The following is a 24214-nucleotide window of genomic DNA, read 5'->3' as shown; positions in this document are numbered from 1 at the left end:
GGCGAGGCGCGATCTGGAACGGTTTCGCGCCCCGGCAGGGTTCAGCACCCGTTCAGCGCGTGGGCACCGGCACGTCGCCCCGGTAGTCGTAGAACCCGCGCTGGGTCTTGCGGCCCAGCCACCCGGCTTCGACATATTTGGTCAGCAGCGGGCAGGGGCGGTATTTGGTGTCGGCCAGCCCGTCATGCAGGACGTTCATGATGGCAAGGCAGGTATCCAGCCCGATAAAATCGGCCAGTTCCAGTGGACCCATGGGGTGATTTGCCCCCAGTTTCAGGGATTCGTCGATTGATTTGACCGATCCAACCCCCTCGTACAGGGTATAGACTGCCTCGTTGATCATGGGCATCAGGATGCGGTTGACGATGAAGGCGGGGAAATCCTCGGCGCTGGCGGCGGTTTTTCCCAGCTTTTCAACGACGCCCAGCAGGGTTCTGTATGTCGGCTCATCCGTCGCGATGCCGCGGATCAGCTCGACAAGCTGCATCACCGGCACGGGGTTCATGAAATGGAAGCCCATGAATTTCTCGGGCCGGTCGGTGCGGCTGGCCAGACGGGTGATCGAGATCGACGAGGTGTTCGATGTCAGGATGGTTTCGGGCTTGATATGCGGCAGCAGGTCTTCAAAGATCGCCTGTTTCACCGTCTCGCGTTCGGTGGCGGCCTCGATGATCAGGTCACATGGGCCAAGGTCGGACAGGGTGGTGGTGGTTCTGATCCGCGCGATGGCGGCGTCCTTGCCTTCCTGGCTGATCTTTTCGCGGCTGACCTGCCGGGTCAGGTTCTTGTCGATCAGGGCCACGGCATTGGCGAGGGCGTCGGCGGAGATGTCGGTCAGAAGCACGTCATACCCGGCGATGGCAAAGACATGCGCGATGCCACTGCCCATCTGCCCTGCGCCCACGACGCCCACATTGCTGACTTCCATGATATGTCCCCTGTGTTCGATCTTTTGCCTGACCATATGCCCCTGCCAAAGGCGCGTGCAAGGGGCAAGGGCGCTCAGGCGCGGGGATGGGCCGCATTATAGACCTGCATCAGCCGCGCGGTATCGACGGCGGTATAGACCTGCGTCGATTGCAGCGAGGCATGGCCCAGCAGTTCCTGAATGGCGCGCAGGTCGCCGCCCGCGTTCAACAGATGCGTGGCGAAGGAATGGCGCAGGGCGTGCGGTGTGGCGCTGGCGGGCAGGCCCAGTGACAGGCGCGTGCGCTCCATCACCTTGGCAACCTCGCGCCGGCTGAGGGGGCCGCCGCGTACGCCGCGAAACAGCGGGTCAGCGGCAGAAAGCTCATGCGGGCAATGGCGGGTATAGGCGGCAATCGCGCGGGCGGCGGCGGGCAGCACCGGCACGATGCGTTCGCGCCCGCCCTTGCCGGTGATGCGCAGCACCTGCCCCGGCGCGGCGTCGCGCCCGGTCAGCGACAGGGCCTCGGACACGCGCAGGCCGCAGCCGTACATCAGCGTAACCACGGCGGTGTCGCGCGCGGCGACCCAGGGTTGCTGGCCGTGTTCCGCCACCCCGTCCAGCACATCGCGGGCAGCATCGGTACTCAGCGGGCGGGGCAGTTTGCGCTGATATTTCGGGCTGCGGGCAGACAGAACGACGGTGGCATCAAACCCGTGCCGGGGGGCCAGCCAGCGCACGAATTGCCGGACCGCCGACAGCGCCCGGGCAAGCGACCGGGCCGCAACGCCGCGCCCGCGTTCATGCGCCATCCAGGCGCGCAGGTCGGATTGTGTCAGCCCGGCGATCTGGTCCACCCCCGCCGCGCCGCCCAGATGCCGGGCGATGAAGCCAAGGAACCCGGCAACATCGGTCTGGTAGGCGGCGATGGTGTTTTCGGCCGCGCCATCCAGCCCGCGCCGTTCTGCCAGCCACCGTTCCAGCGCATCGCGCAGGGCGGGCGACAGCGACAGGGTCACGACAACCAGCGGCGCATGCTGCGTTCAAACACGCCCGCAAAAAATGCCAGTAAGTCAGTGCCTTGCCCGGGTTTGAATACCAATGGGTCGGCGCAGGCCATGGTCAGCATTCCCGCCATGCGCCCGGCCCCGAGATCCAGGCGCAGCACCGCTTCGGACCGCATGTCGCCCAGCCGCGCGCCATAGAGACGGGGCGTCGGCGGCAGGGTTTGACGGAGCACGATCTGGCGCGGCGGCTGGCTGCGGCCATGCGCCATGTAGGACGCGACAAAGCCCGGTTCCACGACGCGCAGCACGCCCGACATCTGTTCAACGCCGGTCTCCCGTTCGGCATCGCCGCTTTCCAGCACCATGCGGAGGCAATCGACGCGCAGGATCGTCGTCACCTCCTGGTCCAGCACCTGCAGGAATTTCTCGAACACGTCGGGTTCCAGCAGTGCCATGATGGCGCGGTGCACCTGATTGGTGCTCGACATATTCTCATAGGCGGCGGCGATGACGGCGCGATGGGTTTCCTCCAACCGCGCCAGCCGTGCCTCTTGCCGTTCCATCGCCATGCCACGCAGATCGACGACATTGCCGCCCATCGCGCTTTCCGACGCCTTGACCAGCGCGCGCATGATCTGTGGATCATCCAGCACCAGCCCCGGATCGGCCACGATCCGGGCGCGCAGGTCGTCTTCATAGCTGGCCGATTTGGCCGTCCCGATTGTCATTGTCACTGCCCCGATACTGCTTCGGTTTTTATTTATTTGGGCCGACTATAACGCAGGTTACAGGATTTTCTGACCTGTTTTTTCCCAGTCCTTCAAAAATGTTGCCAGGCCCGCATCGGTCAGCGGGTGCGAGACCAGTTTGCGGATCACCTCGGGCGGGGCGGTCATCACATCGGCGCCGATCCGCGCCACGTCGGTGACATGGTTCACCGTGCGGATCGAGGCTGCGAGGATCTGGGTTTCAAAGCCATAGTTGTCATAGATGATGCGGATGTCCTGGATCAGGTCCAGCCCGTCCATGTTGATGTCATCCAGCCGCCCGATGAAGGGCGAGATGAAGGTGGCGCCGGCCTTGGCGGCCAGCAGGGCCTGGTTGGCGCTGAAGCACAATGTGACGTTGACCATCTTGCCTTCGCCCGACAATACCTTGCAGGCCTTAAGCCCGTCCCAGGTCAACGGCAGTTTGACGGCGATGTTGGGCGCGATCGCGGCCAGTTTGCGCCCCTCGGCGATCATGGCGTCGGCGGTGGTGGCAACCACTTCGGAGGATACCGGACCATCGACGATGTCGCAGATTTCCTTGGTAACTTCCAGAATGTCGCGCCCGGCTTTCAGGATGATCGACGGGTTGGTGGTAACGCCGTCCACCATGCCCAATTCGTTGAGTTCACGGATTGCCGCGACATCTGCGGTATCGACAAAGAATTTCATAAGGACCTCTTTGGGTTGCAGGCTGGGGTTGCCCGCGTCATACCCTAGCAGACGCAGGGCTTAAAGCCCAAATGGACCGCGCGAACCATGTCAGACCAGCCGTTTTATGCCGAAGGCACGCCGCTGGGCGTGCTGACCACCCAACCTTTGGGCGGGGTGCTTGATTATCGTGCGCCCGAGGGCGGGGCATGGAGCGGCGCCTTTGTCGAGGTGCCGCTGGGCCCGCGCCGCGTGCTGGGCGTGGTCTGGGGGCCGGGCGAAAGCGGGTTGCCGCTGGAAAAGCTGCGCATGGTCAACCGGGTGCTGGATGCCGCACCGATGACCGATGCCATGCGCGCCTTTCTGATCCGGGTGTCGGAGTATACGTTGACGCCGCTGCCCGCGATGCTGCGGCTGGCCACCCGCGCGCCGGGGCTGGGCGACGGCCCGGCGATGCGCAAGGTGCTGCAGATCGGCGGGGCAGAGCCCGCGCGCATGACCGATGCACGCCTGCGCGTCATGGATGCCATGGCGTCCTATGGCGGTGCGGCGGTCACGCCGGGGGAACTGGCGCAGGCGGCGGGTGTGTCGAATGCGGTGATCGGCGGGCTGGTGAAATCTGGCGCGCTGGTGGAACACGATACGCCGCGCGACACCCCCTATCCATATCTGAACCCGGCCCTGCCGGGGCCGGAACTGTCGGGCGATCAGGCCGCGGCGGCGGCCAGTCTGCGCGCGGCGGTGGCGTCAGGCACCTATGGCACCACGCTGCTGAAGGGCGTCACAGGGTCGGGCAAGACCGAGGTGTATCTGGACGCTGTCGCCGAATGCCTGGCGCGCGGACGGCAGGCGTTGGTGCTGTTGCCCGAAATCGCCCTGACGGCCGAGTTTCTGGCCCGGGTCGAGGCGCGGTTCGGCGCGCGCCCGGCCGAATGGCATTCCGGCGTGACGATGACCGAGCGCCGCCGCTGCTGGCGCATGGTGGGACAGGGGGATGCGCAATTCGTGGTGGGCGCGCGGTCGGCGCTGTTCTTGCCCTATCAAAACCTCGGGCTGATCGTGGTGGATGAGGAACACGACACCTCGTACAAGCAAGAAGACGGCGTGCTTTATAATGCGCGGGACATGGCGGTGTTGCGGGCTAACCTGTGCGGCGCGCAGGTGGTGCTGGCGTCAGCCACGCCCAGTCTGGAAAGCTGGGTGAATGCGCGGGCGGGGAAGTACACGCGGCTGGATCTGACCGCGCGCTTTGGCCCGCAGGAATTGCCCCAGATGCGCACGATTGATCTGCGGTCCGAGGTGTTGCCTTCAAACCGCTGGATCTCGCCCAGCCTGGTGACGGCGGTGACGCAGACGCTGGCGCGCGGCGAACAGGCGCTGTTGTTTCTGAACCGGCGCGGGTATGCGCCGGTCACGGTCTGCCGGGCCTGCGGGCAGCAGGTGGGGTGCGACGATTGCGACGCGCGCATGGTCGAACATCGCTTCCAGAAGCGGCTGATGTGCCACCAATGCGGCGCGACAAAGCCGATGCCGGTGGTCTGCCCATCGTGCGGCGTTGCTGACAAGATGGCGGCGGTCGGCCCGGGGGTAGAACGGTTGGCCGAAGAAGCCGTGGCGCTGTTCCCCGAGGCGCGGCTTGCGGTGCTGTCGTCGGACCTGTTCGGGTCGGCGCGGGCGCTGAAGGCGCAGATTGAAAGCATCGCGCAGGGTGGGGCGGATATCATCATCGGCACGCAGCTGGTGGCAAAGGGGCACAACTTTCCGCATCTGACACTGGTCGGGGTGATCGATTCGGACCTTGGCCTGCAAGGGTCCGACCTGCGCGCGGCAGAGCGGACATTTCAGTTGATCCGCCAAGTGGCCGGGCGGGCAGGCCGGGCGGAAAAGCCGGGGGTGGCGCTGTTGCAGACCGCGCAGCCCGACCATCCGGTGATCCGGGCGATTCTGGCGGGCGATGATGAGGCGTTCTGGCAGGCCGAGGCGGCAGAGCGGGAGGCCGCGCAGGTGCCGCCCTTCGGTCGGATGGCCGGGATCATCCTGTCGGGGCCGGATCTGGATGCGGTCTTTGCCCATGGCACGGCGCTGGCGCGGGCGGATGCGCCGCTGCGCCGGATCGGCGCGCAGCTGTACGGCCCGGCGCCTGCCCCGGTGGCGCGCATCCGGGGGCGGCATCGGGTGCGGTTGCTGGTGAAGGCACCAAGGACCGTTGCGTTGCAATCCGCGCTGGCGGCCTGGGTGGCGCAGATCAAACCGCCGACCAACCTGCGGCTGGCGATAGATATTGACCCGCAGAGCTTTTACTGAGGTTTCTGGGTCAGGTCAGGTCAGGTCAGGTCAGGTCAGGTCAGGTCAGGTCAGGTCAGGTCAGGTCAGGTCAGGTCAGGTCAGGTCAGGTCAGGTCAGGTCAGCGGGGCCGTTTGCCCGCGCTGAGTTTTGCGAAGCATCCGGCGGGGGCGCGGCCCCGAAGGCGGCTACCTGTCGGCCTTCAGCCGCGTTGCCCCGACATGATCTTGTCGCTGCGCTTTTCGCGCCAGGCGGGTTGGGTCCGGGGCGCCCCGAAATAATAGCCTTGCAGACAATCCACGCCGATTTCGACCAGATAGCGGGCATCTTCCGCAGTCTCCACACATTCGGCGACGGTGAACATATCGAAATGCCGCGCGATGGACACCAGCGCCTGGGCCAGCACCTGATTGTCAGGGGACTTGTGAATGCCGCGGATGAACTGTCCGTCGATCTTGATGATGTCGAAGTAGAATTCCTTCAGGTAGCGGAAGGCCGTGTAGCCCGCGCCGAAATCGTCCAGCGCAAAGCAGATGCCGCGTTCCTGCATCTCATGCATGAAGGCGGTCACAAGATCGGGCATCATAATGGCCGAGGATTCGGTGATTTCCAGAATCAGACGCTCGGCGATTTCGGGGTTGGTGCGCAGGCCGCGTTCCAGCGTCGCAAGCCAGGCCGGATAGCCGATGGAACGGGCAGACATGTTGATGGACAGCCGCAACCCGGGTTCCTGCGCCAGTGTTGCCAGCCCCAGTTCCAGCGAGATGCAGTCGATCTGCCGCCCCAGTTCGTTGGTTTCCACAAACGGCATGAAGTCGCGCGCCGGAATCACCTTGCCGGTCGCGTCCAGGACGCGGATCAGCCCTTCATAGAACGCCGGGCGTTTGGTCAGCCGGGCCTGCACGACGGGCTGAAACGCCAGCAGCACCGATTTGTTCCGTATCGCGTCCCGCACCATGTCCAGCGCATCGGCGCGCGCGGCAAAGGCCGCTGCCGTCAGCGGGCTGTCACAGTTGGGACATTGGTCCGCGTGGTGCGTTTGGGAATCGTGCAGCATGAGTGGCCCCTTTGTGTACCCCGTCAGACATGCCACCTTGCTGGTTAAATCGCCGTTAAATTGCAGGAAGTTGCTACAATTAGCTCTATTTTCGCGGCGTGGCAGCCCTTGCCCGCGCCCGATTGCGCCAGCGCGGCGCACCGCGTATAGCTGGCGCCGAACTGGCGGAAAGGAACCTCGATGACCGGCAAATCAGCGAATGCGATGTGGGGCGGGCGCTTTGAGGAAGGCGTTGACGCGATCATGACGGCGATCAATGCCTCGATCAGCTATGACCAGCGCATGGCGCCGCAGGACATCGCGGGCAGCCGGGCGCATGCCGCGATGCTGGCCGCGCAGGGCATCATCACCGCGCAAGACGCCGCCGCGATCGACACGGGCCTGCAACAGGTTGCCCAGGAAATTGCGGCGGGGGGCTTCCCGTTTTCGGCCGCATTGGAAGACATCCACATGAATGTCGAGGCCCGGCTGACCGAGATCATCGGCGCGCCCGCAGGCCGCCTGCACACCGCGCGGTCGCGCAACGATCAGGTGGCGCTGGATTTCCGCATGTGGGTGCGCGATCAATGCGATGCGGCGATTGAAGGGCTGCGTGCCTTGATCGCAGCCTTTGTCGCGCAGGCAGACGCGGGGGCCGATTGGGTGATGCCGGGCTTCACCCATCTGCAAACCGCGCAGCCAGTGACATGGGGCCATCATATGCTGGCCTATGCCGAGATGCTGGGCCGCGATCTGTCGCGGTTTCAAGATGCGCGTGCGCGGATGAACGAATGCCCGCTGGGCGCGGCGGCGCTGGCAGGAACCTCCTTCGCCATCGACCGCGCGGCCACGGCACAGGCGCTGGGCTTTGACCGGCCCACGGCGAATTCGCTCGATTCCGTATCGGACCGCGATTTCGCGTTGGAATTCCTGTCGGCCAGCAGCATCTGTGCAATGCACCTGTCGCGTTTTGCCGAAGAATTGGTGATCTGGTCATCGGCGCAGTTCCGGTTTGTGCGGCTGTCGGATCGCTGGACGACCGGGTCGTCCATCATGCCGCAAAAGCGCAACCCCGATGCGGCGGAACTGCTGCGCGCCAAGCTGGGGCGGATCATGGGGGCGAATGTCGCGCTGCTGACCGTGATGAAGGGGCTGCCGCTGACCTATTCCAAGGACATGCAAGAAGACAAGGAACAGGTCTTTGACGCCGCCGACACGCTGATGCTGGCCTTGGCCGCGATGGAGGGGATGGTGCGCGACATGACCGCGCAGGTGCCCGCGTTGCGCGCGGCTGCGGCCTCGGGCTTTTCCACCGCGACGGATCTGGCCGATTGGCTGGTGCGGACGCTGAACCTGCCGTTCCGCGAGGCGCATCACGTCACCGGCAGCCTTGTGAAGCTGGCCGAGGACAAGGGGTGCGACCTGCCCGACCTGACGCTGGCCGACATGCGTTCGGTCCATGGCGACATTACGGGGGCTGTCTTTGACGTGCTGGGTGTGCAAAACTCGGTTGATAGCAGGGTAAGTTATGGTGGCACCGCACCGCGCAATGTCCGCGAACAGGTGGCACGCTGGACGGCCCGTCTGGGGAAGGAAGATCTGGGATGAAACGCATCGCTTGTCTGATGGCCGTGCTGGCCCTTGCCGCTTGCGGCGTTGACGGCCCGCCGCAGGCGCCCGATGCCACCCCTGGTGTCAGTGTGTCGGGCGAAATGCGGCTGGGCGTGGTGAAGGAGCTTTAGGCGATGTCCCCCTTGCGAATGATCTATCTGGCGCTGGCTGTCTGGGGCGCCATCCACCCTATGTACTGGTTTGTCAGCTACATGCGGGAAACCGGCACCGGCCTGTCGGGGCTGATTGACGCGTGGTATGTCAATGCCTCGACCACCGGCCTGACCTGGGATCTGACGATTGCGGCCATCGCGCTGACGGTCTGGATCCTGGCCGAGGTCTGGGCACGGCGCAACTGGACCGCGCTGATCGCTATTCCCGCGACCTTCTGCATCGGGGTGTCTTGCGGCCTGCCGCTGTACCTGTTCTTGCGCACGCGCCAGCCCGCTTAAGCCCGCTTCAAATCCCTTTCAGTCAGCAAAGCGCCCCCATGGATCACTTTCTGTATCGCAACGGCCAGTTGCACGCCGAGGATGTGCCGTTGCACGACATCGCCGAACAGGTCGGCACCCCGTTCTACGTCTATTCCACCGCGACCCTGACCCGGCATTTCACGCTGTTCCAGGAAGCGCTGGCTGGGATGGACCACCTCATCTGTTTCGCGATGAAATCCAACAGCAATCAGGCGGTGCTGCGCATTCTGGCCGATCTGGGCGCGGGAATGGATGTGGTGTCGGGCGGTGAGTACCGTCGCGCGCGTGCCGCCGGCGTGCCGGGCAACCGCATCGTGTTTTCCGGCGTCGGCAAGACGCGCGATGAGATGCATCTGGCGCTGACCGGCGGCATCCGGCAGTTCAACGTCGAATCCGAGCCCGAGTTGCTGGCCCTGTCCGAAGTCGCCAGCGGGCTGGGGGTGACGGCCCCCATCACCCTGCGCGTGAACCCGGATGTCGATGCAAAGACGCACGAGAAAATCGCCACGGGCCGCAAGGAAGACAAGTTCGGCGTGCCGATCACGCGCGCGCGCGACATCTATGCGCAGGCCGCGAAATTGCCGGGGATCGAGGTCATCGGCATCGACGTGCATATCGGCAGCCAGTTGACCGACCTCGCCCCGTTCGAGGCCGCGTATCTGAAAATTGCAGACCTCACGCGGCAATTGCGCGCTGATGGTCACCGCATCACCCGGCTGGATCTGGGCGGAGGCCTGGGGATTCCCTACACTCGGGGCAATGAGGCGCCGCCGCTGCCGCTGGATTATGGCGCGATGATTCAGCGCACCTTGGGCGATCTGGAGGTCGAGATCGAGATCGAACCCGGTCGGCTGATCTCGGGCAATGCGGGCATTCTGGTGGCGCAGGTGATTTACCTCAAGCAAGGCGAGGGGCGGGATTTCCTGATCCTCGATGCCGCGATGAACGATCTGATCCGCCCGGCGATGTATGGCGCGCATCACGACATCATCCCGGTGATCGAACCCGTGCCGGGGGCGGAACAATACCCCTTCGATATCGTGGGGCCAGTTTGCGAATCGGGCGATACCTTCGCCCGGCAACGCCACATGCCGCCCGTGGGCGCGGGCGATCTGATCGCCTTCCGGTCGGCCGGGGCCTATGGCGCGGTGATGAGCTCGGAATACAACACACGCCCGCTGATCCCCGAGGTTTTGGTCAAGGGCGATCACTTCGCGGTCATCCGGCCACGTCCGACCTTTGACGAGATCATAAACCGCGATACCTTGCCCCCTTGGATGTAGTCCACCCGATAGGGCGGGGCGACCACAGGTAAGGCAGCACTGCGGATGATGCGACACACCCCGGAACCGATCAGAAATGCGCTGCGCCGGACATGGGCGGGCATGCTGGCGGAACAGTTCTTTCGCACGTTCTGGCCGGTCTGGACGCTGGTCTTGCTGTTTGCCGCAGCATTGGGGCTGGGTGTGCAGGATGCGGTGTCGCCCGGCATTGCAACGGTTCTGGCACTGGGTTTCGCGGTGGCGCTGCTGGTGGCGCTGTTCATGGGCGTCTACCGTTTCGATTGGCCGACGCGCGGCGATGCGCTGCGCAGGCTCGATGCCTCGATGCCCGGGCGGCCCCTGTCGGCGCTCGCCGACAGTCAGGCGGTGGGGACGGCGGACCCGGCATCCGCGCAGGTCTGGCAGGCGCATTTGCGCCGCATGGCCGCGCAGCTTGCCCGCGCCCGGGCGGTGGTCCCCGACCTGAAGCTGGCCCGTTTCGACCCGTTTGCGTTGCGCTATGCCGCGCTGACGGGGGTGGTGCTGGCGGTTTTGTTCGGTGCGCCGGGCCGCGTGGCGGAACTGCCGCAGATCGCGCAGCTGTCCGGCCGGGCCGAGGCCGTCGCGCTGGGCCCCAGTTGGGAGGCATGGGTGCAGCCGCCGCCCTACACCGGGCGGCCCAGCCTGTACCTGAACGAAATTGACCGCGCCGCGCTGGAAATCCCGCAAGGCAGCCTTGTCACCACGCGGTTCTATGGCCAGGCGGGGGTGATGACGCTGTCCGAGGGGGTTTCGGGCCGCGAAGGTGCCGACCCCGCCGATACCGCGCAGGAATTCGAGGTTCTGCAATCGGGCCGCCTGTCGATCCGGGGGCCTGCCGGGCGCGAATGGGAAGTTACTGTGCTGCCCGATCAGCCGCCCAGCGTGGCGCTGGCAGGCGCGATGCAGCGCGAACGCGGCGGTACGATGCGGCAGGACTTCACCGCGAACGATGATTACGGCGTGACCGACGGCGTTGCCCGCATCGCGCTGGATCTGGACCGGGTCGACCGCCGCTATGGCCTGTCGCTGCCGCCCGAGGGTCGCGCGGCGGTGGAAATCCCGTTGCCGCTGCCGGTCTCGGGCTCGCGCGCGGATGTGACGGAAAGCCTGATCGACGATTTCTCGCAGCACCCCTGGGCCAATCTGCCGGTGACGCTGCACATGACCGCCATGGATGCGCGCGACCAGACCGGCACCTCGGGCGCGGTGCAGGTTGTGCTGCCCGGGCGGCGGTTCTTCGAGCCGATGGCGGCGGCGGTGATCGAGATGCGGCGCGATCTGTTGTGGAACGTGGAAAACGCCCCCCGCGTCGTGCAGGTAATGCGCGCGGTCAGCCACCGCCCCGATGAGGTGTTTCGCAGCGACGACCTGGCGCCCAGGTTCCGCGCGGTTCAGGACGTGTTGGAAGCCAGCCTGACCACCAGCCCCGATGCGCAGCTGGAACCCGAGGCGCGCGACCAGATTGCCGAATTGCTCTGGGATCTGGCCGTGGTGCTGGAAGACGGCGAACTGGCTGACGCCGCCGAACGCCTGCGGCGCGCGCAGGAACGCTTGGATGAGGCCGTGCGCAACGGCGCCGATCCGTCCGAGATCACCGAACTGATGGACGAACTGCGCGAGGCGCTGCGCGACTACATGCAGCAACTGGCCGAACAACCGCAGGAGCGTGGGGACCCCCAGCCCTCGGACGGTGAGCAGATGGAAATCACCCAGGACCAGATTCAGGAGCTTTTGGACCGCATTCAGGAACTGATGCAGGAAGGCCGGATGGATGAGGCTGCGCAACTGCTGGCCCAGCTTCAGGCGCTGCTGGAAAACCTTCAGGTTGCCGAAGGGCAGGGGCAAGGGCAGGGCGGACAGGGCCAGCCGGGGGCCGGGGCGATGCAGGATCTGGGCGATGCGCTGCGCGACCAGCAGGATCTGGCGGATGACACATTCCGCGAGCTGCAAGAAGAGTTCAACCGCGGTGACCCGCAGGAAGACGGGCAGAGCGGCGAAGGTGAGGACGGCGAAGGCCAGGATGGCGACAGCCCGGATGGCCAGGGCCAGGGCGGCGGGCAGGACCGCACCGGGCAGGGCGGTACCGCCGGAGATCTGGCCGAGCGTCAGCAGGCCCTGCGCGAGATGCTGCGCGAGCAGCAGTTGCAACCGCTGCCGGGCGAAGGCACCGCCGAGGGCGAGGCTGCGTTGCAGTCGCTGGAACGCGCCGAACGCGCAATGCGCGACGCTGAAGAGGCCCTGCGCAACGGTGACACCAGCGGCGCGCTGGACCGTCAGTCCGAGGCGCTGGAAGCCATGCGGCAGGGCCTGCGCGACATGGACAGCGCCATGGCGCAGGACCGCCGCGATGCCGCCGACGCGGGCGAAGGCCGGGCCGAGGGCGGGCGGAGCGAAGGCCGCGACCCGCTGGGCCGCGACAGCACCGCCAGCGGTGAGGTCGGGACCGATCAAGACATGTTGCAAAGCGACGACATCCAGCGCCGCGCCCGCGATATTCTGGACGAAATCCGCCGCCGCTCTGCCGAACTGGGCCGCCCCGAGGCCGAACTGGACTACCTGCGCCGCCTGCTGGACCGTTTCTGAACGGGGGCCAGTGCGCGTGGGGCAGTCAATGGCTCCGCAAGCGGATCTGGCGACGGGCAGGCCAGGCGACGGGCAGGCCAGGCGATGGGGGCATTGTTCAGATCAGGCACCCACGAGCACCGAGCACGCGCGCGTGACGGGCAGCGGGTGGAAAGCTTGCTTTGGGCGCTTGGGGCGAATGCCATGCGAAAGGGCGGCTATCCGGCGATCCCGCCCTCGGCCCAGGCGGTATCGCAAGGTGTCCGAAGCGGTGCGAAAGCGCGCAAAATCGCGGCCAACACAGGGGGGGCCGACGCATCAGCGCGGCACCGGCGAGCTTTCACCCCACAGCGATCACCGATCTGGCGCTCAATTGTTGCCTGTGTCGCTGTTCAGCGCCTCGGTTGCGCTCTGCATCAGCCCGTTGACCGTGTCCAGAACCCAGATTCGCATCAGGTCTACCGTGGCGGTGTACCGCTCCAGCACATCGGCCAGCCCGGGGATGGCATCGGCGAGGTTTGGGGCGGCAACATAGACTGCCGCAAGGGCCATCACCGCCGAGGTGACCATGATGAACCCGGTGGTGAAGCCCCGGCTTTCTGCCTCGTCGGTGGGTGGCAGCAGGTCCTGCCTGTCGCCATGCCGACGCGGCTGGGTAACGGGTTGCAGGGTCGAGCTGATGTCGTCGATGTCGGGCAAGGCGCGCCGCGCCGCCTGTTTGCGCATCTGCACCGGATCTTCCGGCGGCTCTGACACATCGGCTGGCAGGTCTTCCGGCGGCAGGGCGGGGGGGGCGCTGCGAACACGCAGGCCAAGGTCTGGTTGCGATTCCAGCGTGGCGCGTTCGCGCGCGCGCACCTGCGCCTCATAGGCCGCTTCCTGCCGCAAGATTTCCAGCGTTTCGTCATCGGCGGGTTTACGCTGCGCGGGCGCCGTTGGCACGGGTGCCTGCGGTGCCGGTGCCTGCTGTGCCGGGGGCGCGGGCGGGGCGTCGGCCCCGGTGGCCTGCGGGTCCCCTTCATCCCAGCTCGCGCTGGTGTCTTGCGTTTTCCATGCCGTCGGTTTGGGGATGCTCAACGCCTCGGGGCGCACGCGCGACGGGGTCTGAAACCACGCATGGCCACAGGCTGAACACTGCACGTCGCGTCCGGTGTCGGGGATGGCATCGTCACCGACCTCATAATGTGCGTCGCAGTTCGGGCAGATCAGCCGCATTGCATTCCCTTTTCATCGTGGCACAGCCCTCAGCCATTGGCTCTGCGCGCCGCTTGTTGTAGCAAGGGCGCGGTAGATATCCAAGAACAACTGCAATGCCTTATCAGGTGTGGATGCAAAATATGGGATCGGTTCGGGCGCATGCCTGTGTCACGGGCGTCTCGTGCCGGGGGCGGCGGATACATGCCTGCGGATGGGCGCAAGGGAATTTGGGGCAACCGACATGATCGTTCTGGACGCGGTGGCGCATCGGTACAGCGGGCAGGCGCTGTTGCAAGACGTGTCTTTCACCCTGTCGCCGGGGGCTTTCCACTTTCTGACCGGCCCGTCCGGCGCGGGCAAAAGCACCCTTCTGAAGCTCTGCTACGGCGAACTGATTCCGACGGGCGGGCGCATCAGCCTGTTTGGCGCTGATCTGGCCGCCATGCGCCGCGACGATCTGGCACAGACCCGGCAGAGCATCGGGGTGGTGCATCAGGATTGCCAGTTCCTCGACCATCTGAGCGTGACCGAGAATGTCGCGCTGCCGCTGGCAGCGACAGGGCGCAGCATTCCGCAGCAAGACATTGCCGACCTTCTGGGCTGGGTCGGATTGTCGGCGCAGGCCGATGCCCTGCCGCCGACGCTGTCGGGCGGTGAGCGGCAGCGCGCCGCCCTGGCCCGCGCGGTCATCATGTCGCCCAAGGTGCTGTTGGCGGATGAGCCGACGGGCAACCTGGACTGGGATATGTCGCTGCGCCTGTTGTCACTGCTGGTCGAGCTGAACCGCATGGGCACCGCCGTCCTGATCGCCACCCATGATCTGAACCTGATCCGTACGGCGAAATCCCAGACTGCCGTGCGCGTGCTGCGCATCGCCAAGCGGACATTGCAGACCGCGGGGACCGACCTGTGAGTGTGCGCGACCCCCTTGGCGCGCGCATCGTCCCGGCTGCCGGGCTGGTGGCGCGGCTGACTGGCGTGACGGCGGCGCTGATGGCGTTTCTGGCGGTCTTCGGGCTGGCGCTGTCGCTGGCGGCGGGCGGGCTGGCTGACCGCTGGCAAGATGCGCTGGCCAATACCGCAACCATCCGGCTGTCCGCCCCCGCCCCGCAAATCGACGCGCAGACCGGGGCCGTGCTGGAAGTGTTGCGCACCACGCCGGGTGTCGCCGCTGCGCGGGTGATGGAGGATGATGAACAGCGCCGCCTGTTGGAACCCTGGTTCGGCCCCGACTTGCCGCTGGACAGCCTGACACTGCCGCGTCTGATCGAGATCACCGAAGCCCCCGGGACCCCCTTCGATGCGATGGGTCTGCGTCTGCGCCTGACGGCCGAGGCGCCGGGGGCGGTGCTGGACGATCACGCGCGCTGGCGCCGCCCGCTGGTGATCGCGGCGGACCGGCTGCGGCTGCTGGGCGTGATCTCGGTCAGCCTGATCGCGCTGGGACTGGCGGGCATGGTGACGCTGGCGGCAATGGCGACGCTGGCGGCCAATGCACAGGTGATCATGGTTTTGCGGCTGGTGGGGGCGAAGGACCGCTATATCGCGCGGGCCTTCGTGCGCCGTTTCACCTGGCGCGCGTTTGTCGGCGCGCTGATCGGTGTGGCGGCGGGGCTTGCCGCCCTGCTGGTTCTGCCCGATACCGATACTGCTGGCGCGGGCCAGTTTCTGACGGATCTGGGGTTTGACGGGTTGGAATGGGCGCTGCCGCTGCTGATCCCGCCGGTGGCGGCGGGCGTGGCATGGGCCGCTACGCGGCTGGCGGCATTCCGCGCCCTGCGGGAGTTGACGTGATGCGATATGCGATTCAATGGCTGCGCTCGGTGGTGTTCATCGCGCAGATGTATCTTGCCCTTGCGGTCATCGGCCTTGTGTCGATTCCCTTCGCAATTGTCCGGGTGGATTGGGCGCAGGCGACGATCCACCGCTATTGCGCCTGGGTGCGCTGGACTGCGGGCTGGATGGTCGGGATCAAAAGCGAGGTCAGGGGCGAGATCCCGCAAGGGGCGGCGCTGATCGCGGCCAAGCATCAGTCTTTTCTGGATATTCTGCTGATCTATGACGCCCTGCCGCAGGCGCGGTTCGTGATGAAAAAGGAATTGCTGCGGATGCCGGTTCTGGGTTGGTACAGCCAGCGCATCGGCTGCATTCCGGTGGATCGCGGCAAGCGGGGTCAGGCCATTCAGGCGATGGTCACGGCGGCGCAGGACGGCCAGCACCCCGGGGGGCAACTTATCATCTTTTCGCAGGGAACCCGCGTCGCGCCGGGCGCGTATTTGCCCTACAAGGTCGGCACCGGGATCTTGTATGACCGGCTGGGCATGCCCTGCGTGCCGGTTGCGGTAAATGTCGGCGTCTTCTGGCCCAAGCGGAGCCTTTATCGCAAGCCGGGCCGCGCTGTGATCGAGTTTCTGGCCCCCATCCCACCGGGCCTTGCGCTGCGCCCCTTCATGGAGCGGCTGGAGGCGGATATCGAAGGCAATTCCAACCGCCTGATGGCAGAGGCCGGGTTTGATGTACCCGCGATGCCCCCACCCCCCGAAGGCCGATCTGACCGCATGTAAGGTTGGCCGTCGTGTTGGCGCATGACACTGCCTGCACCCTTTGGGCAAGCGTATCTCAGGCGGCCCGCGCTAGATGCGGAAGAACGGCTGCGCCAGCTTTGGCAACAGGCCCTTGAAGCGCAGCGGCGCGTCGGTCGCGGCCAGACAGATGCAATCGGGGCCTGGCTCGGCGATGGGGGTGTGGTTGGTTTCCTCGGTCGCGATTTCCACATCGCCGGGGCCGAAACGGTCGAAATCGTCGCGGAACGCGCCTTGAAGCACCAGCGTCAGTTCCAGCCCCCGGTGGCCATGGTCCGGCACGGCAGCGCCCGCCGGGATGTACAGCAGCCGGACCGACGCCTCTTTTGAGGTGGGCAGGATCGACTGGCGCACACCGCCGCCAACGCTGCGCCATTTCACCGCGTCCAGATCGCCGCCGACGTAATCGACCAGCGGCGCAGGGAACAAGCCGGTGCTGCGCGGGCGCGGGGCGCGCGCAGGTTCTGGCGGCATGTTGGTGATGCGCCGCATCGTCGCCTCGAAAGCGCCCTGGGACATCGCGGCGGGGGCCGCTGCGGTGTCAGTGGCTTCTTCCAGCATAGCGCCGCCCAGCGCCTCGAATGCGCCAAGGCGCGCGCGGCAATCGTCGCAGAGCGACACATGGGTCGCCACGACCAGGTTGAACGCCTCGGGCAATGTGCCTGCGGCGTAGCCAATCAACAGGGAGTCTGAGAGATGGTGCTCGATCATCTGGTGCTTTCTCAGTTCATCGCGTGGCGCAGCCGTTCCAGCGCCAGTCGTATTCGGGATTTGATCGTGCCCAGGGGCAGACCCGTGGTTTCGGCAATCTCGCTGTGGGAAAGATCATTGAAATAGGCGCGTTCGATCAACACACGCTGGTTTTCCGGCAAGATGGCCAGCGCCTGTTGCAAACGCAGGGTGTCTTGCTGCACGGCGATCACATCGACCTGATCGGGCTCGGGCTCGGGGCCCCAGGGCAGGTCTTCGGGTTCGGCGCGCCGTTGCTTGCGTATCATGTCGATGCGGCGGTTCCGCGCGATGGTGAAAATCCACGTCGCCACCCCGGCGCGGGCCGGGTCGAATTGCTGTGCCTTGTTCCAGACGGTGGCCATCACATCTTGCGCGCATTCCTCGGCCATCGACTCGGTCGTGCCGGATTTCATCAAGAACGCCTTGATGCGGGGGGCGAAATGAACGAACAACTCCTGAAATGCCGTCGCGTCCTGCGTCGCGCGGATCTTTTCGATCTGGGCGGTCCAGTCGGGTCTGGTGGCCTCTGCCTCTGTCACCTGCATATGCCCTTTGAACGAAACCGGATGAATGCGCTGGGCACCATGATAGAACGCCGTGAGGGGCGCTGCATCCGTTTTCTCAAAAGATTGTGTGATATCGAACATAACCACAATACGCCGCATGTCCTGTGTCGGATTAAAAATACTTGTTAATCCGCCTGCCGGGCACGGGCGTAAAAGAAAAGTAAACGAGGCGACAGGAGAGCGCGATACATGCCATTCGAATTGGTTGAGACCCCACCCCGGCGCATTGCCGTTATCGGGGCGGGCATATCCGGCATGGGCGCGGCCTATCTGCTGGCGGATACAAATGACGTGGTGGTGTTCGAGGCAGCAAAGCGCCTTGGCGGGCATGCGCGTACCGTCATGGCGGGCAAACGCGGCGATCAGCCGGTGGACACCGGGTTCATCGTGTTCAATTACGCCAATTATCCGCATTTGACGGCGCTGTTTGACCGGCTGAATGTGCCTGTCACCCAAAGCAAGATGAGCTTTGGCGCCTCTTTCGATGACGGACGCTGCGAATATCAGCTGGAAAACCTCGATACGCTGTTTGCCGTGCGGCGCAACGCGGTGAACCCGAAGTTCCTGCGCATGGTGCGCGACATCGTGCATTTCAACAAGGCCGCACCGAAGGCCGCGACGGATCCCGCGATGACCGTGCGCGACCTGCTGGACGTGCTGGGCACGGGGGCATGGTTCCGCGACCGCTACCTGCTGCCGTTTTCTGGCGCGATCTGGTCGATGCCCACGCAGAAGGTGCTGGATTTCCCCGCCGCTGCCATGGTCAGTTTCTTTGAAAACCACGCATTGATGTCGCATGAAGGCCAGCATCAATGGTATACGGTACAGGGTGGGTCGGTAGAATATGTGCGCCGGCTGGAGGTGCATCTGCGCAACGCGGGCGTCGATCTGCGGACCTCGGCCCCTGTGAACGCGGTGCGCCGCGTGGATCGTGGGGTCGAGGTGAAGGCCGCAGGCGGCACGTGGGAGTTCTTTGACGACGTGATCTTTGCCACCCATTCCGATGTGACCCTGTCGCTGCTGGCCGACCCTTCCGCGACCGAACGTGCAGCGCTTGGCGCCGTGCGCTACCAGACGAATGAGGCCGTGCTGCATTGCGACACTTCCTTCATGCCGGTGCGGCGCAAATGCTGGGCAAGTTGGGTCTACCGCGAGGCCAGCGCCGCCGACCGCGAGCGGATCAGCCTCAGCTACTGGATGAACTCTTTGCAACCCATCCCGATGGATGACCTGCATTTCGTGACGCTCAACAGCAACCGGCCCGTGCGCGAAGATTGCATCTATGATGCCACGACCTTTCACCACCCGGTCTATGACACGGCCGCGCTGGCCGCGCAAAAATCGATCCGCGCGGTCAATGGGACAGCCAACACATGGTTCTGCGGCGCGTGGATGCGCAACGGTTTCCACGAGGATGGCTTTGCCAGCGCTGTCGATGTCGCCGAGGCGATGCGTCGCGCGCGGCCCCGCGTGACGGCGGCATGAGCGTACTGGACCATATCGCAGGCCAGACTTTTCACGGGCGGCGCGGCGGCATCGGCAACCGCTTTACCTATGGCGTGGATTACCTGCTGTTCGACCCCGAGGCCGCGCTGTCCACCCCCGCGCTGCTGTCGCGTAACCGCGCCAACATCGTGTCTTTGCATGACAGCGACCACGGCGGCGACAGGGGTGCGGGGCGCGGCGCGCCCTGGGTGCGCGAGGTACTGGCTGCCCATGGGCTGACCCACGCAACCGACGGGCAGTTGTTGTTGCTGGCGCAGCCGCGCGTATTGGGTCATGTGTTCAACCCGGTCAGTTTCTGGCTGTGCCATGACACCGGCGGCGCGCTGCGCGCGGTGATTGCAGAGGTGAACAACACCTTCGGTGACCGGCATTCCTACCTGTGCCACCATGACGATCTGCGCCCCATCGGCCCGCAGGACCGGCTGGGCGCGGCAAAGGTGTTCCACGTCTCGCCCTTCCAGCCGGTGGCGGGGGATTACACGTTCCGTTTTGACATCACCGCCGACCGTGTGGGCATCTGGATCGAATATGGCCAGGACGCAGGCGGGCTGATCGCAACGCTGACCGGAAAGCGCGTGGCGCTGACCAATGGCGGGCTGCTCTTTGCGCTGCTGCGGCGGCCCTTCGGGTCGCGCCGGGTGCTGGGGTTGATCCACTGGCAGGCGCTGAAGCTGTGGTGGCGTGGCGCGAAATACCATCCAAGGCCCGAACCGCCAGCCGATCCGGTCAGTAAATGACGGGTCGTCCGGAACGCCTTCCCGCCTATGCGGTCTTTGCGGGGCTTCTGGCCATGGCCGGGCTGCCGATCTATATCCACGCGCCGAAATTCTACGTTGATGAGTATGGCGTTACGCTGACGGCGCTGGGATCGGTGCTGTTTGTGCTGCGGCTGCTGGATTTCGTGCAAGACCCCGCGCTGGGCTGGTTGGCTGCCCGGTCGCGGCGCATGCGCGGCGCGGCGGTGGCGGGCGCGGCGGGCGTGATGGCGCTGGCCATGCTGGGCCTCTTTGCCGTGCCGCCGCCCATCGCGCCGCTGATCTGGTTCGCCCTGACGCTGACCGCGCTGTTTTCGGCGTTTTCCTTCCTGACCATCTGTTTCTACGCCACCGGCGCGCAAAAAGCCGAAGGCATGGGCCAGGGCGGGCATGTTCGGCTGGCGGCATGGCGCGAAACCGGCGGGCTGATCGGCGTGTGCCTTGCAGCCGCCGCGCCGACCGTGCTGATCGCCGTCACTGACGCGCCCTTTGCCGGGTTTGCGCTGGGCTTCGTGGCGCTGACGGCGGTTGCCCTGTGGCTCATGGCGGCAGAATGGCGCGTGGGCGCAGAGATCAGCCTGCCCGGCGGCGGCTTTGGCGTCGTGTTGCGGGACGTGGTGGCACGCCGGTTGCTGCTGATCGCGTTGCTGAATGCGACGCCCGTGGCCATCACCTCGACCCTGTTCCTGTTCTATGTCGAAAGCCGCTTGCAGGCCCCGGGGTGGGAGGGGCCTTTGCTGCTGTTGTTCTTCCTGTCCGCCGCCGGGTCTGCCCCCCTTTGGGCACGGCTGGCCGATCGCTACGGCGCAAAGCCGATGCTGTTGACGGGCATGGCGCTGGCGGTGGTGTCCTTCGCCGCTGTGCTGACCTTTGGGGCGGGCGACATCGCGCCCTTCGCGCTGATCTGCGTGCTGACGGGCGCTGGGCTGGGCGCGGATCTGACGCTTTTGTCCGCGCTCTTTTCGCGCCGGGTTGCGGCGATTTCATCCGATGCCAGCCAGGGGTTTGGCCTTTGGGCTTTTGTCACCAAGGCAACGCTGGCCATGGCGGCGCTGACAATCTTGCCTGCGCTGGACTGGGCGGGATTCGCGCCGGGGTCCAACAATTCTCAATCCGCTTTGCAGGCTCTGACGTATTTATATGCAGTGGTGCCTTGTGTGCTGAAACTTCTGGCCATGGGGCTGTTGGCGCGCACGCCCCTGAACGGGCCCGGGCCGGTTGCGAAAGAAAGTTGAGCGTATGGATACTTTGCTGACCCTGATCCTTGGTGGCGTTCTGACCGGGCTGGCGCTGATTGTGGCGCAACGCTATGTCGGCTTCCGGTCGCAGGCCGCTGCCGATTATACCGACGGCCCGCCCATCGACATCCGCACGGCGCTGTCCGGCCCGATCTTGTGCGAAGGCGTGATTTATGGGCCGACCGGCAAGGTTTCCAGCCGCTTTGTCGCCGACATGCACGGGCGCTGGGACGGCAACAAAGGCGTCCTGAGCGAGGATTTTCGCTATGACAGCGGCTCGCAGCAGTCGCGCGAATGGCGCCTGACGCTGGGCAATGACGGCGCTATCCGGGCAGAGGCCGATGATCTGGTCGCGCCCGGCACCGGGCAGCAGACGGGATCGGCGCTGCGGCTGGACTATACCATCCGCCTGCCCGAAAGCGCCGGGGGGCATGCGCTGGACGTGACCGACTGGATGTATATGGTCGAGAATGGAACCGTAGTGAACCGCAGTCAGTTCCGTAAGTACGGGATCAAGGTGGCGGAATTGGTTGCCACGATGCGAAAGGTCGATGCATGAGAGAATGGGCAGGCAAACGCTATTGGCTGGTAGGCGCCAGCGAGGGGCTGGGCCGCGCCCTGGCCGAAAGGATGAGCCGCGCCGGCGTCGAGCTGGTACTGAGCGCGCGCAACGCCGACCGGCTGCAAGACCTGGCCGACAGCTTGCCGGGTACCGCCCATGTCGTGCCGGTGGATGCGAGCGATCTGGCGTCGGTGAAAGCGGCGGCAGCCGCGGCGGTTGCGGCGGCGGGCGAACTGGACGGTGTGGTCTATCTGGCGGGGGTCTACTGGCCGTTCTCTGCCAGGGAATGGGACGCCGAAAAGGCCGAAGCGATGTGCGACATCAACTTCACGGGCGCGGCCCGCGTGGTGGGCGCGGTGATGCCGGGGTTTATGCAGCGCGGGCGCGGGCATATCGTGCTGACCGGCAGCCTGTCGGGCTTTCGTGGGCTGCCCGGGTCCATCGGCTATGGCTCGAGCAAGGCAGGGGTGATGCATCTGGCGGAATCGATGCAATGTGACCTGCGCGGCAGTGACATTCAGGTGCAGGTCGCCAATCCCGGTTTCATCAAGACCCGGCTGACCGAGAAGAATCAATTCAGCATGCCCTTCCTCATGCAGCCCGACGATGCGGCGCGTGAGATGTTCGAGCATATGGGCACGCCGTATTTCAAGCGCAGCTTCCCCATGGTGTTCTCGTGGCTTTTCCGCCTGTCGCAGTTCTTTCCTGACTGGCTGTATTATCGGATATTCGGCGGCGGCAAGTAGGGGCAGGGGCTGCGCGCCGGCGCCAGCAGCGGTTGGCGGCAGGTTTGGTCCTGGGGCCTTGGCCGGGTGACACCTGGGCCGCGTTGTCTGAAAGGTCTGGTGGAAAGGGCCGACGCGATAGCTTCCCACAACAGCCCCCGGGGTCGAAGCCGCACGCACGACAAGTGGGTCTTTTTACTGTCGGCAGCAGGAGGTGGCCTATGCTGTGTCAAAATACAGCGTGCAAGCTGTGCGTTGTCCATAAAGCCCGGGGCCCTGATCGCCAAGGATTCTGGCTGGGAAAATCTTGCGCCCCCGAAGGGCGCTGAGGCTTGCCCTCAGCCGCCCCCTTCAATCCTCCTGCATCGTCTTTCGGAACGGTCCATAGCTGGTCAGCACCTCGATCTCCTCATCAATCGCGGCGCGCTCCTCCTCCAGGTATTGCGCGACGGCGGCGTGGAAATTGGGGTTGGGGAACCAGTGCAGCGAATGCACCGGACGGGGCAGATAGCCGCGCGCCAGTTTATGTGCGCCCTGCGCCCCGGCCTCGACCCGGGACAGGCCATGCTCCAGCGCGAAATCAATCGCGCGGTAATAGCACAGCTCAAAATGCAGACAGGGGTGATCTTCCACGCACCCCCAGTAGCGGCCAAACAGCGTGTCGCGGCCAATGAAGTTCAGCGCGCCGGCCACCCATTCCCCGTCGCGTTCCGCCAGCACCAGCAAGATATCATCGCGCAGCCGTTCCTGCGCCAGCTTGAAGAACGCCCGTGTCAGGTAGGGCGTGCCCCATTTGCGCGCACCGGTGTCTTGATAGAACTGCCAGAACGCATCCCAGTGTTCGGGCTGGATCGCATCGCCGGTCAGCGCGTGAATCGTGCCGCCAAAGGCATTTGCTGTGGCGCGTTCCTTGCGGATCGCCTTGCGCTTGCGCGAAGACAATGTGCCGAGAAAGCCGTCAAAGCTGTCGATCCCGGGGTTTTCCCAATGGAATTGCTGGGTGACACGGTGCAGATAGCCCGCCGCTACCCCACGCGCGGCCTCGGCTTCGGTGCAGAACGTGACATGGGCCGAGGATAGTTTGTTGTCCTCCGCGATCTGCGCCATGCCTTGCAACAGCGCCTCGGTGCCCAGGTCTTCGCACCCCGGCAGGGTCAGGAACCGCCGCCCCGTGGCAGGCGTGAAGGGCACCGCGCATTGCAGCTTGGGGTAATAGCGCCCGCCCGCGCGCTGATAGGCATCGGCGAACATGTGGTCAAAGATATATTCGCCCTGGCTGTGCCCCTTGGCGTACATCGGTGCCACGGCAATCACCCGCTCGCCGTCGCGCGCCACCAGATACTGCGGCTGCCAGCCCGTCCCCGCCCCGACCGAGCGCGAATCTTCCAGCGCCCGCAAGAACCTGTAGGTGGTGAAAGGGTCGTGCGCGGGGCCCGCGCCCGTTGCTGCTTCGGGGCAGGCGCAGGCGTCCCAGTCGGCGGGGTCGATCTGATGCAGCGCGGTATGCGCCGTCAGGCTGATGGATGTCTCGCTGACAGAGGTATGGGGGCCGGGATCTTGGGACATGGGCGCGCGGGTCCGTTGGTTGGGTTCGCCATCGCGGGGCGGTGTGACGCTGGGTCGGGTAGATCATCGCGGCGGGCGGGCCGCTTTGCAAGAAACGTGGCGCATCCGCCGCGCGGATCAAGGGGCAGGGCCGCACCCGGTGCAAAGAACCTGTGGCGGCGCGCGCGCGCGCAGAAGGGATGCT

Annotated in this window: 23 protein-coding genes; 14 read left to right on the top strand and 9 right to left on the bottom strand. The window is 65.5% G+C overall.

Annotated elements, in window-relative coordinates; genetic code table 11:
* Positions 1-52: 52 nt before the first annotated feature.
* From H9529_RS09930 to fsa, 4 genes are all read right to left on the bottom strand, one after another.
* A complete protein-coding gene (locus H9529_RS09930) occupies positions 53-928 on the bottom strand; it encodes a 3-hydroxybutyryl-CoA dehydrogenase (protein WP_092890132.1) in 876 nt (291 codons plus the stop codon).
* A 74-nt stretch (positions 929-1002) separates the two neighbouring features.
* On the bottom strand, positions 1003-1926 hold the full coding sequence (locus H9529_RS09925) for a tyrosine recombinase XerC (RefSeq protein WP_092890129.1): 924 nt from the start codon (positions 1924-1926) through the stop codon (positions 1003-1005).
* Complete coding sequence (locus H9529_RS09920) at positions 1923-2642, bottom strand: DUF484 family protein (protein ID WP_092890126.1); 720 nt, start codon at positions 2640-2642, stop codon at positions 1923-1925. The genes H9529_RS09925 and H9529_RS09920 overlap by 4 nt, the downstream gene beginning before the upstream one ends.
* 57 nt (positions 2643-2699) lie before the next feature.
* Positions 2700-3353 (bottom strand): fructose-6-phosphate aldolase, encoded by a 654-nt coding sequence (gene fsa / locus H9529_RS09915; RefSeq protein WP_092890123.1) that lies wholly within the window; start codon positions 3351-3353, stop codon positions 2700-2702.
* Between the two features lie 87 nt (positions 3354-3440).
* Between fsa and H9529_RS09910 the strand changes: the two genes are divergently transcribed.
* Positions 3441-5636 carry a primosomal protein N' gene (locus tag H9529_RS09910; protein WP_092890120.1) on the top strand — a complete coding sequence of 732 codons (2196 nt, stop codon included), beginning with the start codon at positions 3441-3443 and terminating at the stop codon, positions 5634-5636.
* A 181-nt stretch (positions 5637-5817) separates the two neighbouring features.
* On the opposite strand, the gene H9529_RS09905 is transcribed toward H9529_RS09910, so the two are convergent.
* Positions 5818-6672: an EAL domain-containing protein gene (locus H9529_RS09905; protein ID WP_092890117.1), complete on the bottom strand. Its 855-nt coding sequence runs from the start codon at positions 6670-6672 to the stop codon at positions 5818-5820.
* A 180-nt stretch (positions 6673-6852) separates the two neighbouring features.
* Between H9529_RS09905 and argH the strand changes: the two genes are divergently transcribed.
* The 5 genes from argH to H9529_RS09880 are packed head-to-tail and all read left to right on the top strand — an operon-like array spanning position 6853 to position 12622.
* Positions 6853-8259 (top strand): argininosuccinate lyase, encoded by a 1407-nt coding sequence (argH, locus tag H9529_RS09900; protein ID WP_092890114.1) that lies wholly within the window; start codon positions 6853-6855, stop codon positions 8257-8259.
* Positions 8256-8393: a hypothetical protein gene (locus H9529_RS09895; protein WP_176847146.1), complete on the top strand. Its 138-nt coding sequence runs from the start codon at positions 8256-8258 to the stop codon at positions 8391-8393. The genes argH and H9529_RS09895 overlap by 4 nt, the downstream gene beginning before the upstream one ends.
* Positions 8394-8396: 3 nt before the next feature.
* Positions 8397-8714 (top strand): DUF2834 domain-containing protein, encoded by a 318-nt coding sequence (locus H9529_RS09890; protein ID WP_092890110.1) that lies wholly within the window; start codon positions 8397-8399, stop codon positions 8712-8714.
* A gap of 38 nt (positions 8715-8752) precedes the next feature.
* Positions 8753-10018, top strand: a complete 1266-nt coding sequence (lysA, locus tag H9529_RS09885; RefSeq protein WP_092890107.1) for a diaminopimelate decarboxylase — start codon at positions 8753-8755, stop codon at positions 10016-10018.
* 45 nt (positions 10019-10063) lie between these two features.
* Entirely contained in the window at positions 10064-12622 is a 2559-nt protein-coding gene (locus tag H9529_RS09880; protein ID WP_223814126.1) for a TIGR02302 family protein, read from the top strand.
* A gap of 348 nt (positions 12623-12970) precedes the next feature.
* Here the strand turns inward: H9529_RS09880 and H9529_RS09875 are convergent, their stop codons facing one another.
* On the bottom strand, positions 12971-13816 hold the full coding sequence (locus tag H9529_RS09875) for a zinc-ribbon domain-containing protein (RefSeq protein WP_092890104.1): 846 nt from the start codon (positions 13814-13816) through the stop codon (positions 12971-12973).
* A 223-nt stretch (positions 13817-14039) separates the two neighbouring features.
* Between H9529_RS09875 and H9529_RS09870 the strand changes: the two genes are divergently transcribed.
* From H9529_RS09870 to H9529_RS09860, 3 genes are read left to right on the top strand one after another with little or no spacing between them, the layout of a single operon-like run.
* A complete protein-coding gene (locus H9529_RS09870; protein WP_092890565.1) occupies positions 14040-14711 on the top strand; it encodes a cell division ATP-binding protein FtsE in 672 nt (223 codons plus the stop codon).
* On the top strand, positions 14708-15592 hold the full coding sequence (locus H9529_RS09865; RefSeq protein ID WP_223814125.1) for a cell division protein FtsX: 885 nt from the start codon (positions 14708-14710) through the stop codon (positions 15590-15592). Before H9529_RS09870 ends, H9529_RS09865 begins: the two co-directional genes overlap by 4 nt.
* Positions 15592-16362 carry a lysophospholipid acyltransferase family protein gene (locus tag H9529_RS09860; protein ID WP_092890562.1) on the top strand — a complete coding sequence of 257 codons (771 nt, stop codon included), beginning with the start codon at positions 15592-15594 and terminating at the stop codon, positions 16360-16362. Before H9529_RS09865 ends, H9529_RS09860 begins: the two co-directional genes overlap by 1 nt.
* A gap of 69 nt (positions 16363-16431) precedes the next feature.
* Here the strand turns inward: H9529_RS09860 and H9529_RS09855 are convergent, their stop codons facing one another.
* Positions 16432-17091 (bottom strand): ChrR family anti-sigma-E factor, encoded by a 660-nt coding sequence (locus H9529_RS09855; protein WP_092890097.1) that lies wholly within the window; start codon positions 17089-17091, stop codon positions 16432-16434.
* Positions 17092-17102: 11 nt separating this feature from the next.
* Entirely contained in the window at positions 17103-17657 is a 555-nt protein-coding gene (locus H9529_RS09850; RefSeq protein ID WP_305367293.1) for a sigma-70 family RNA polymerase sigma factor, read from the bottom strand.
* A gap of 210 nt (positions 17658-17867) precedes the next feature.
* Here H9529_RS09850 and H9529_RS09845 point away from each other — a divergent pair, with 210 nt between their 5' ends.
* Genes H9529_RS09845 through H9529_RS09825 form a run of 5 tightly spaced genes read left to right on the top strand, consistent with a single transcriptional unit; the run spans position 17868 to position 22485 of the window.
* A complete protein-coding gene (locus tag H9529_RS09845; RefSeq protein WP_092890091.1) occupies positions 17868-19163 on the top strand; it encodes an NAD(P)/FAD-dependent oxidoreductase in 1296 nt (431 codons plus the stop codon).
* A complete protein-coding gene (locus H9529_RS09840; RefSeq protein ID WP_092890088.1) occupies positions 19160-19921 on the top strand; it encodes a DUF1365 domain-containing protein in 762 nt (253 codons plus the stop codon). Before H9529_RS09845 ends, H9529_RS09840 begins: the two co-directional genes overlap by 4 nt.
* Positions 19918-21174 carry an MFS transporter gene (locus H9529_RS09835; protein ID WP_092890085.1) on the top strand — a complete coding sequence of 419 codons (1257 nt, stop codon included), beginning with the start codon at positions 19918-19920 and terminating at the stop codon, positions 21172-21174. Before H9529_RS09840 ends, H9529_RS09835 begins: the two co-directional genes overlap by 4 nt.
* Positions 21175-21178: 4 nt before the next feature.
* Positions 21179-21736, top strand: a complete 558-nt coding sequence (locus H9529_RS09830; RefSeq protein ID WP_092890082.1) for a DUF3833 domain-containing protein — start codon at positions 21179-21181, stop codon at positions 21734-21736.
* The gene (locus H9529_RS09825) at positions 21733-22485 is read left to right on the top strand and encodes an SDR family NAD(P)-dependent oxidoreductase (protein WP_092890080.1); all 753 of its coding nucleotides are present in this window, start codon (positions 21733-21735) and stop codon (positions 22483-22485) included. The genes H9529_RS09830 and H9529_RS09825 overlap by 4 nt, the downstream gene beginning before the upstream one ends.
* Before the next feature lie 330 nt (positions 22486-22815).
* On the opposite strand, the gene H9529_RS09820 is transcribed toward H9529_RS09825, so the two are convergent.
* Positions 22816-24030 (bottom strand): GNAT family N-acetyltransferase, encoded by a 1215-nt coding sequence (locus H9529_RS09820; RefSeq protein WP_092890077.1) that lies wholly within the window; start codon positions 24028-24030, stop codon positions 22816-22818.
* Positions 24031-24214 lie beyond the last annotated feature (184 nt).

The organism is Roseicitreum antarcticum (assembly GCF_014681765.1).
In the GTDB taxonomy this organism is placed as follows: Bacteria; Pseudomonadota; Alphaproteobacteria; order Rhodobacterales; family Rhodobacteraceae; genus Roseicitreum; species Roseicitreum antarcticum.
This window is presented reverse-complemented; position numbering and strand designations above follow the sequence as displayed.

Bases quoted from the DNA above. Each gene is read 5' to 3' on its own strand.
- H9529_RS09895 (WP_176847146.1), top strand. From the start codon at position 8,256: ATGAAACGCATCGCTTGTCTGATGGCCGTGCTGGCCCTTGCCGCTTGC.
- H9529_RS09840 (WP_092890088.1), top strand. From the start codon at position 19,160: ATGAGCGTACTGGACCATATCGCAGGCCAGACTTTTCACGGGCGGCGC.
- H9529_RS09845 (WP_092890091.1), top strand. From the start codon at position 17,868: ATGCCATTCGAATTGGTTGAGACCCCACCCCGGCGCATTGCCGTTATC.
- H9529_RS09850 (WP_305367293.1), bottom strand. From the start codon at position 17,657: ATGCAGGTGACAGAGGCAGAGGCCACCAGACCCGACTGGACCGCCCAG.
- H9529_RS09820 (WP_092890077.1), bottom strand. From the start codon at position 24,030: ATGTCCCAAGATCCCGGCCCCCATACCTCTGTCAGCGAGACATCCATC.
- H9529_RS09825 (WP_092890080.1), top strand. From the start codon at position 21,733: ATGAGAGAATGGGCAGGCAAACGCTATTGGCTGGTAGGCGCCAGCGAG.
- H9529_RS09855 (WP_092890097.1), bottom strand. From the start codon at position 17,091: ATGATCGAGCACCATCTCTCAGACTCCCTGTTGATTGGCTACGCCGCA.
- lysA (WP_092890107.1), top strand. From the start codon at position 8,753: ATGGATCACTTTCTGTATCGCAACGGCCAGTTGCACGCCGAGGATGTG.
- H9529_RS09860 (WP_092890562.1), top strand. From the start codon at position 15,592: ATGCGATATGCGATTCAATGGCTGCGCTCGGTGGTGTTCATCGCGCAG.
- H9529_RS09835 (WP_092890085.1), top strand. From the start codon at position 19,918: ATGACGGGTCGTCCGGAACGCCTTCCCGCCTATGCGGTCTTTGCGGGG.
- H9529_RS09930 (WP_092890132.1), bottom strand. From the start codon at position 928: ATGGAAGTCAGCAATGTGGGCGTCGTGGGCGCAGGGCAGATGGGCAGT.
- H9529_RS09905 (WP_092890117.1), bottom strand. From the start codon at position 6,672: ATGCTGCACGATTCCCAAACGCACCACGCGGACCAATGTCCCAACTGT.
- argH (WP_092890114.1), top strand. From the start codon at position 6,853: ATGACCGGCAAATCAGCGAATGCGATGTGGGGCGGGCGCTTTGAGGAA.
- H9529_RS09920 (WP_092890126.1), bottom strand. From the start codon at position 2,642: ATGACAATCGGGACGGCCAAATCGGCCAGCTATGAAGACGACCTGCGC.
- H9529_RS09830 (WP_092890082.1), top strand. From the start codon at position 21,179: ATGGATACTTTGCTGACCCTGATCCTTGGTGGCGTTCTGACCGGGCTG.
- H9529_RS09880 (WP_223814126.1), top strand. From the start codon at position 10,064: ATGATGCGACACACCCCGGAACCGATCAGAAATGCGCTGCGCCGGACA.
- H9529_RS09890 (WP_092890110.1), top strand. From the start codon at position 8,397: ATGTCCCCCTTGCGAATGATCTATCTGGCGCTGGCTGTCTGGGGCGCC.
- H9529_RS09875 (WP_092890104.1), bottom strand. From the start codon at position 13,816: ATGCGGCTGATCTGCCCGAACTGCGACGCACATTATGAGGTCGGTGAC.
- fsa (WP_092890123.1), bottom strand. From the start codon at position 3,353: ATGAAATTCTTTGTCGATACCGCAGATGTCGCGGCAATCCGTGAACTC.
- H9529_RS09910 (WP_092890120.1), top strand. From the start codon at position 3,441: ATGTCAGACCAGCCGTTTTATGCCGAAGGCACGCCGCTGGGCGTGCTG.
- H9529_RS09870 (WP_092890565.1), top strand. From the start codon at position 14,040: ATGATCGTTCTGGACGCGGTGGCGCATCGGTACAGCGGGCAGGCGCTG.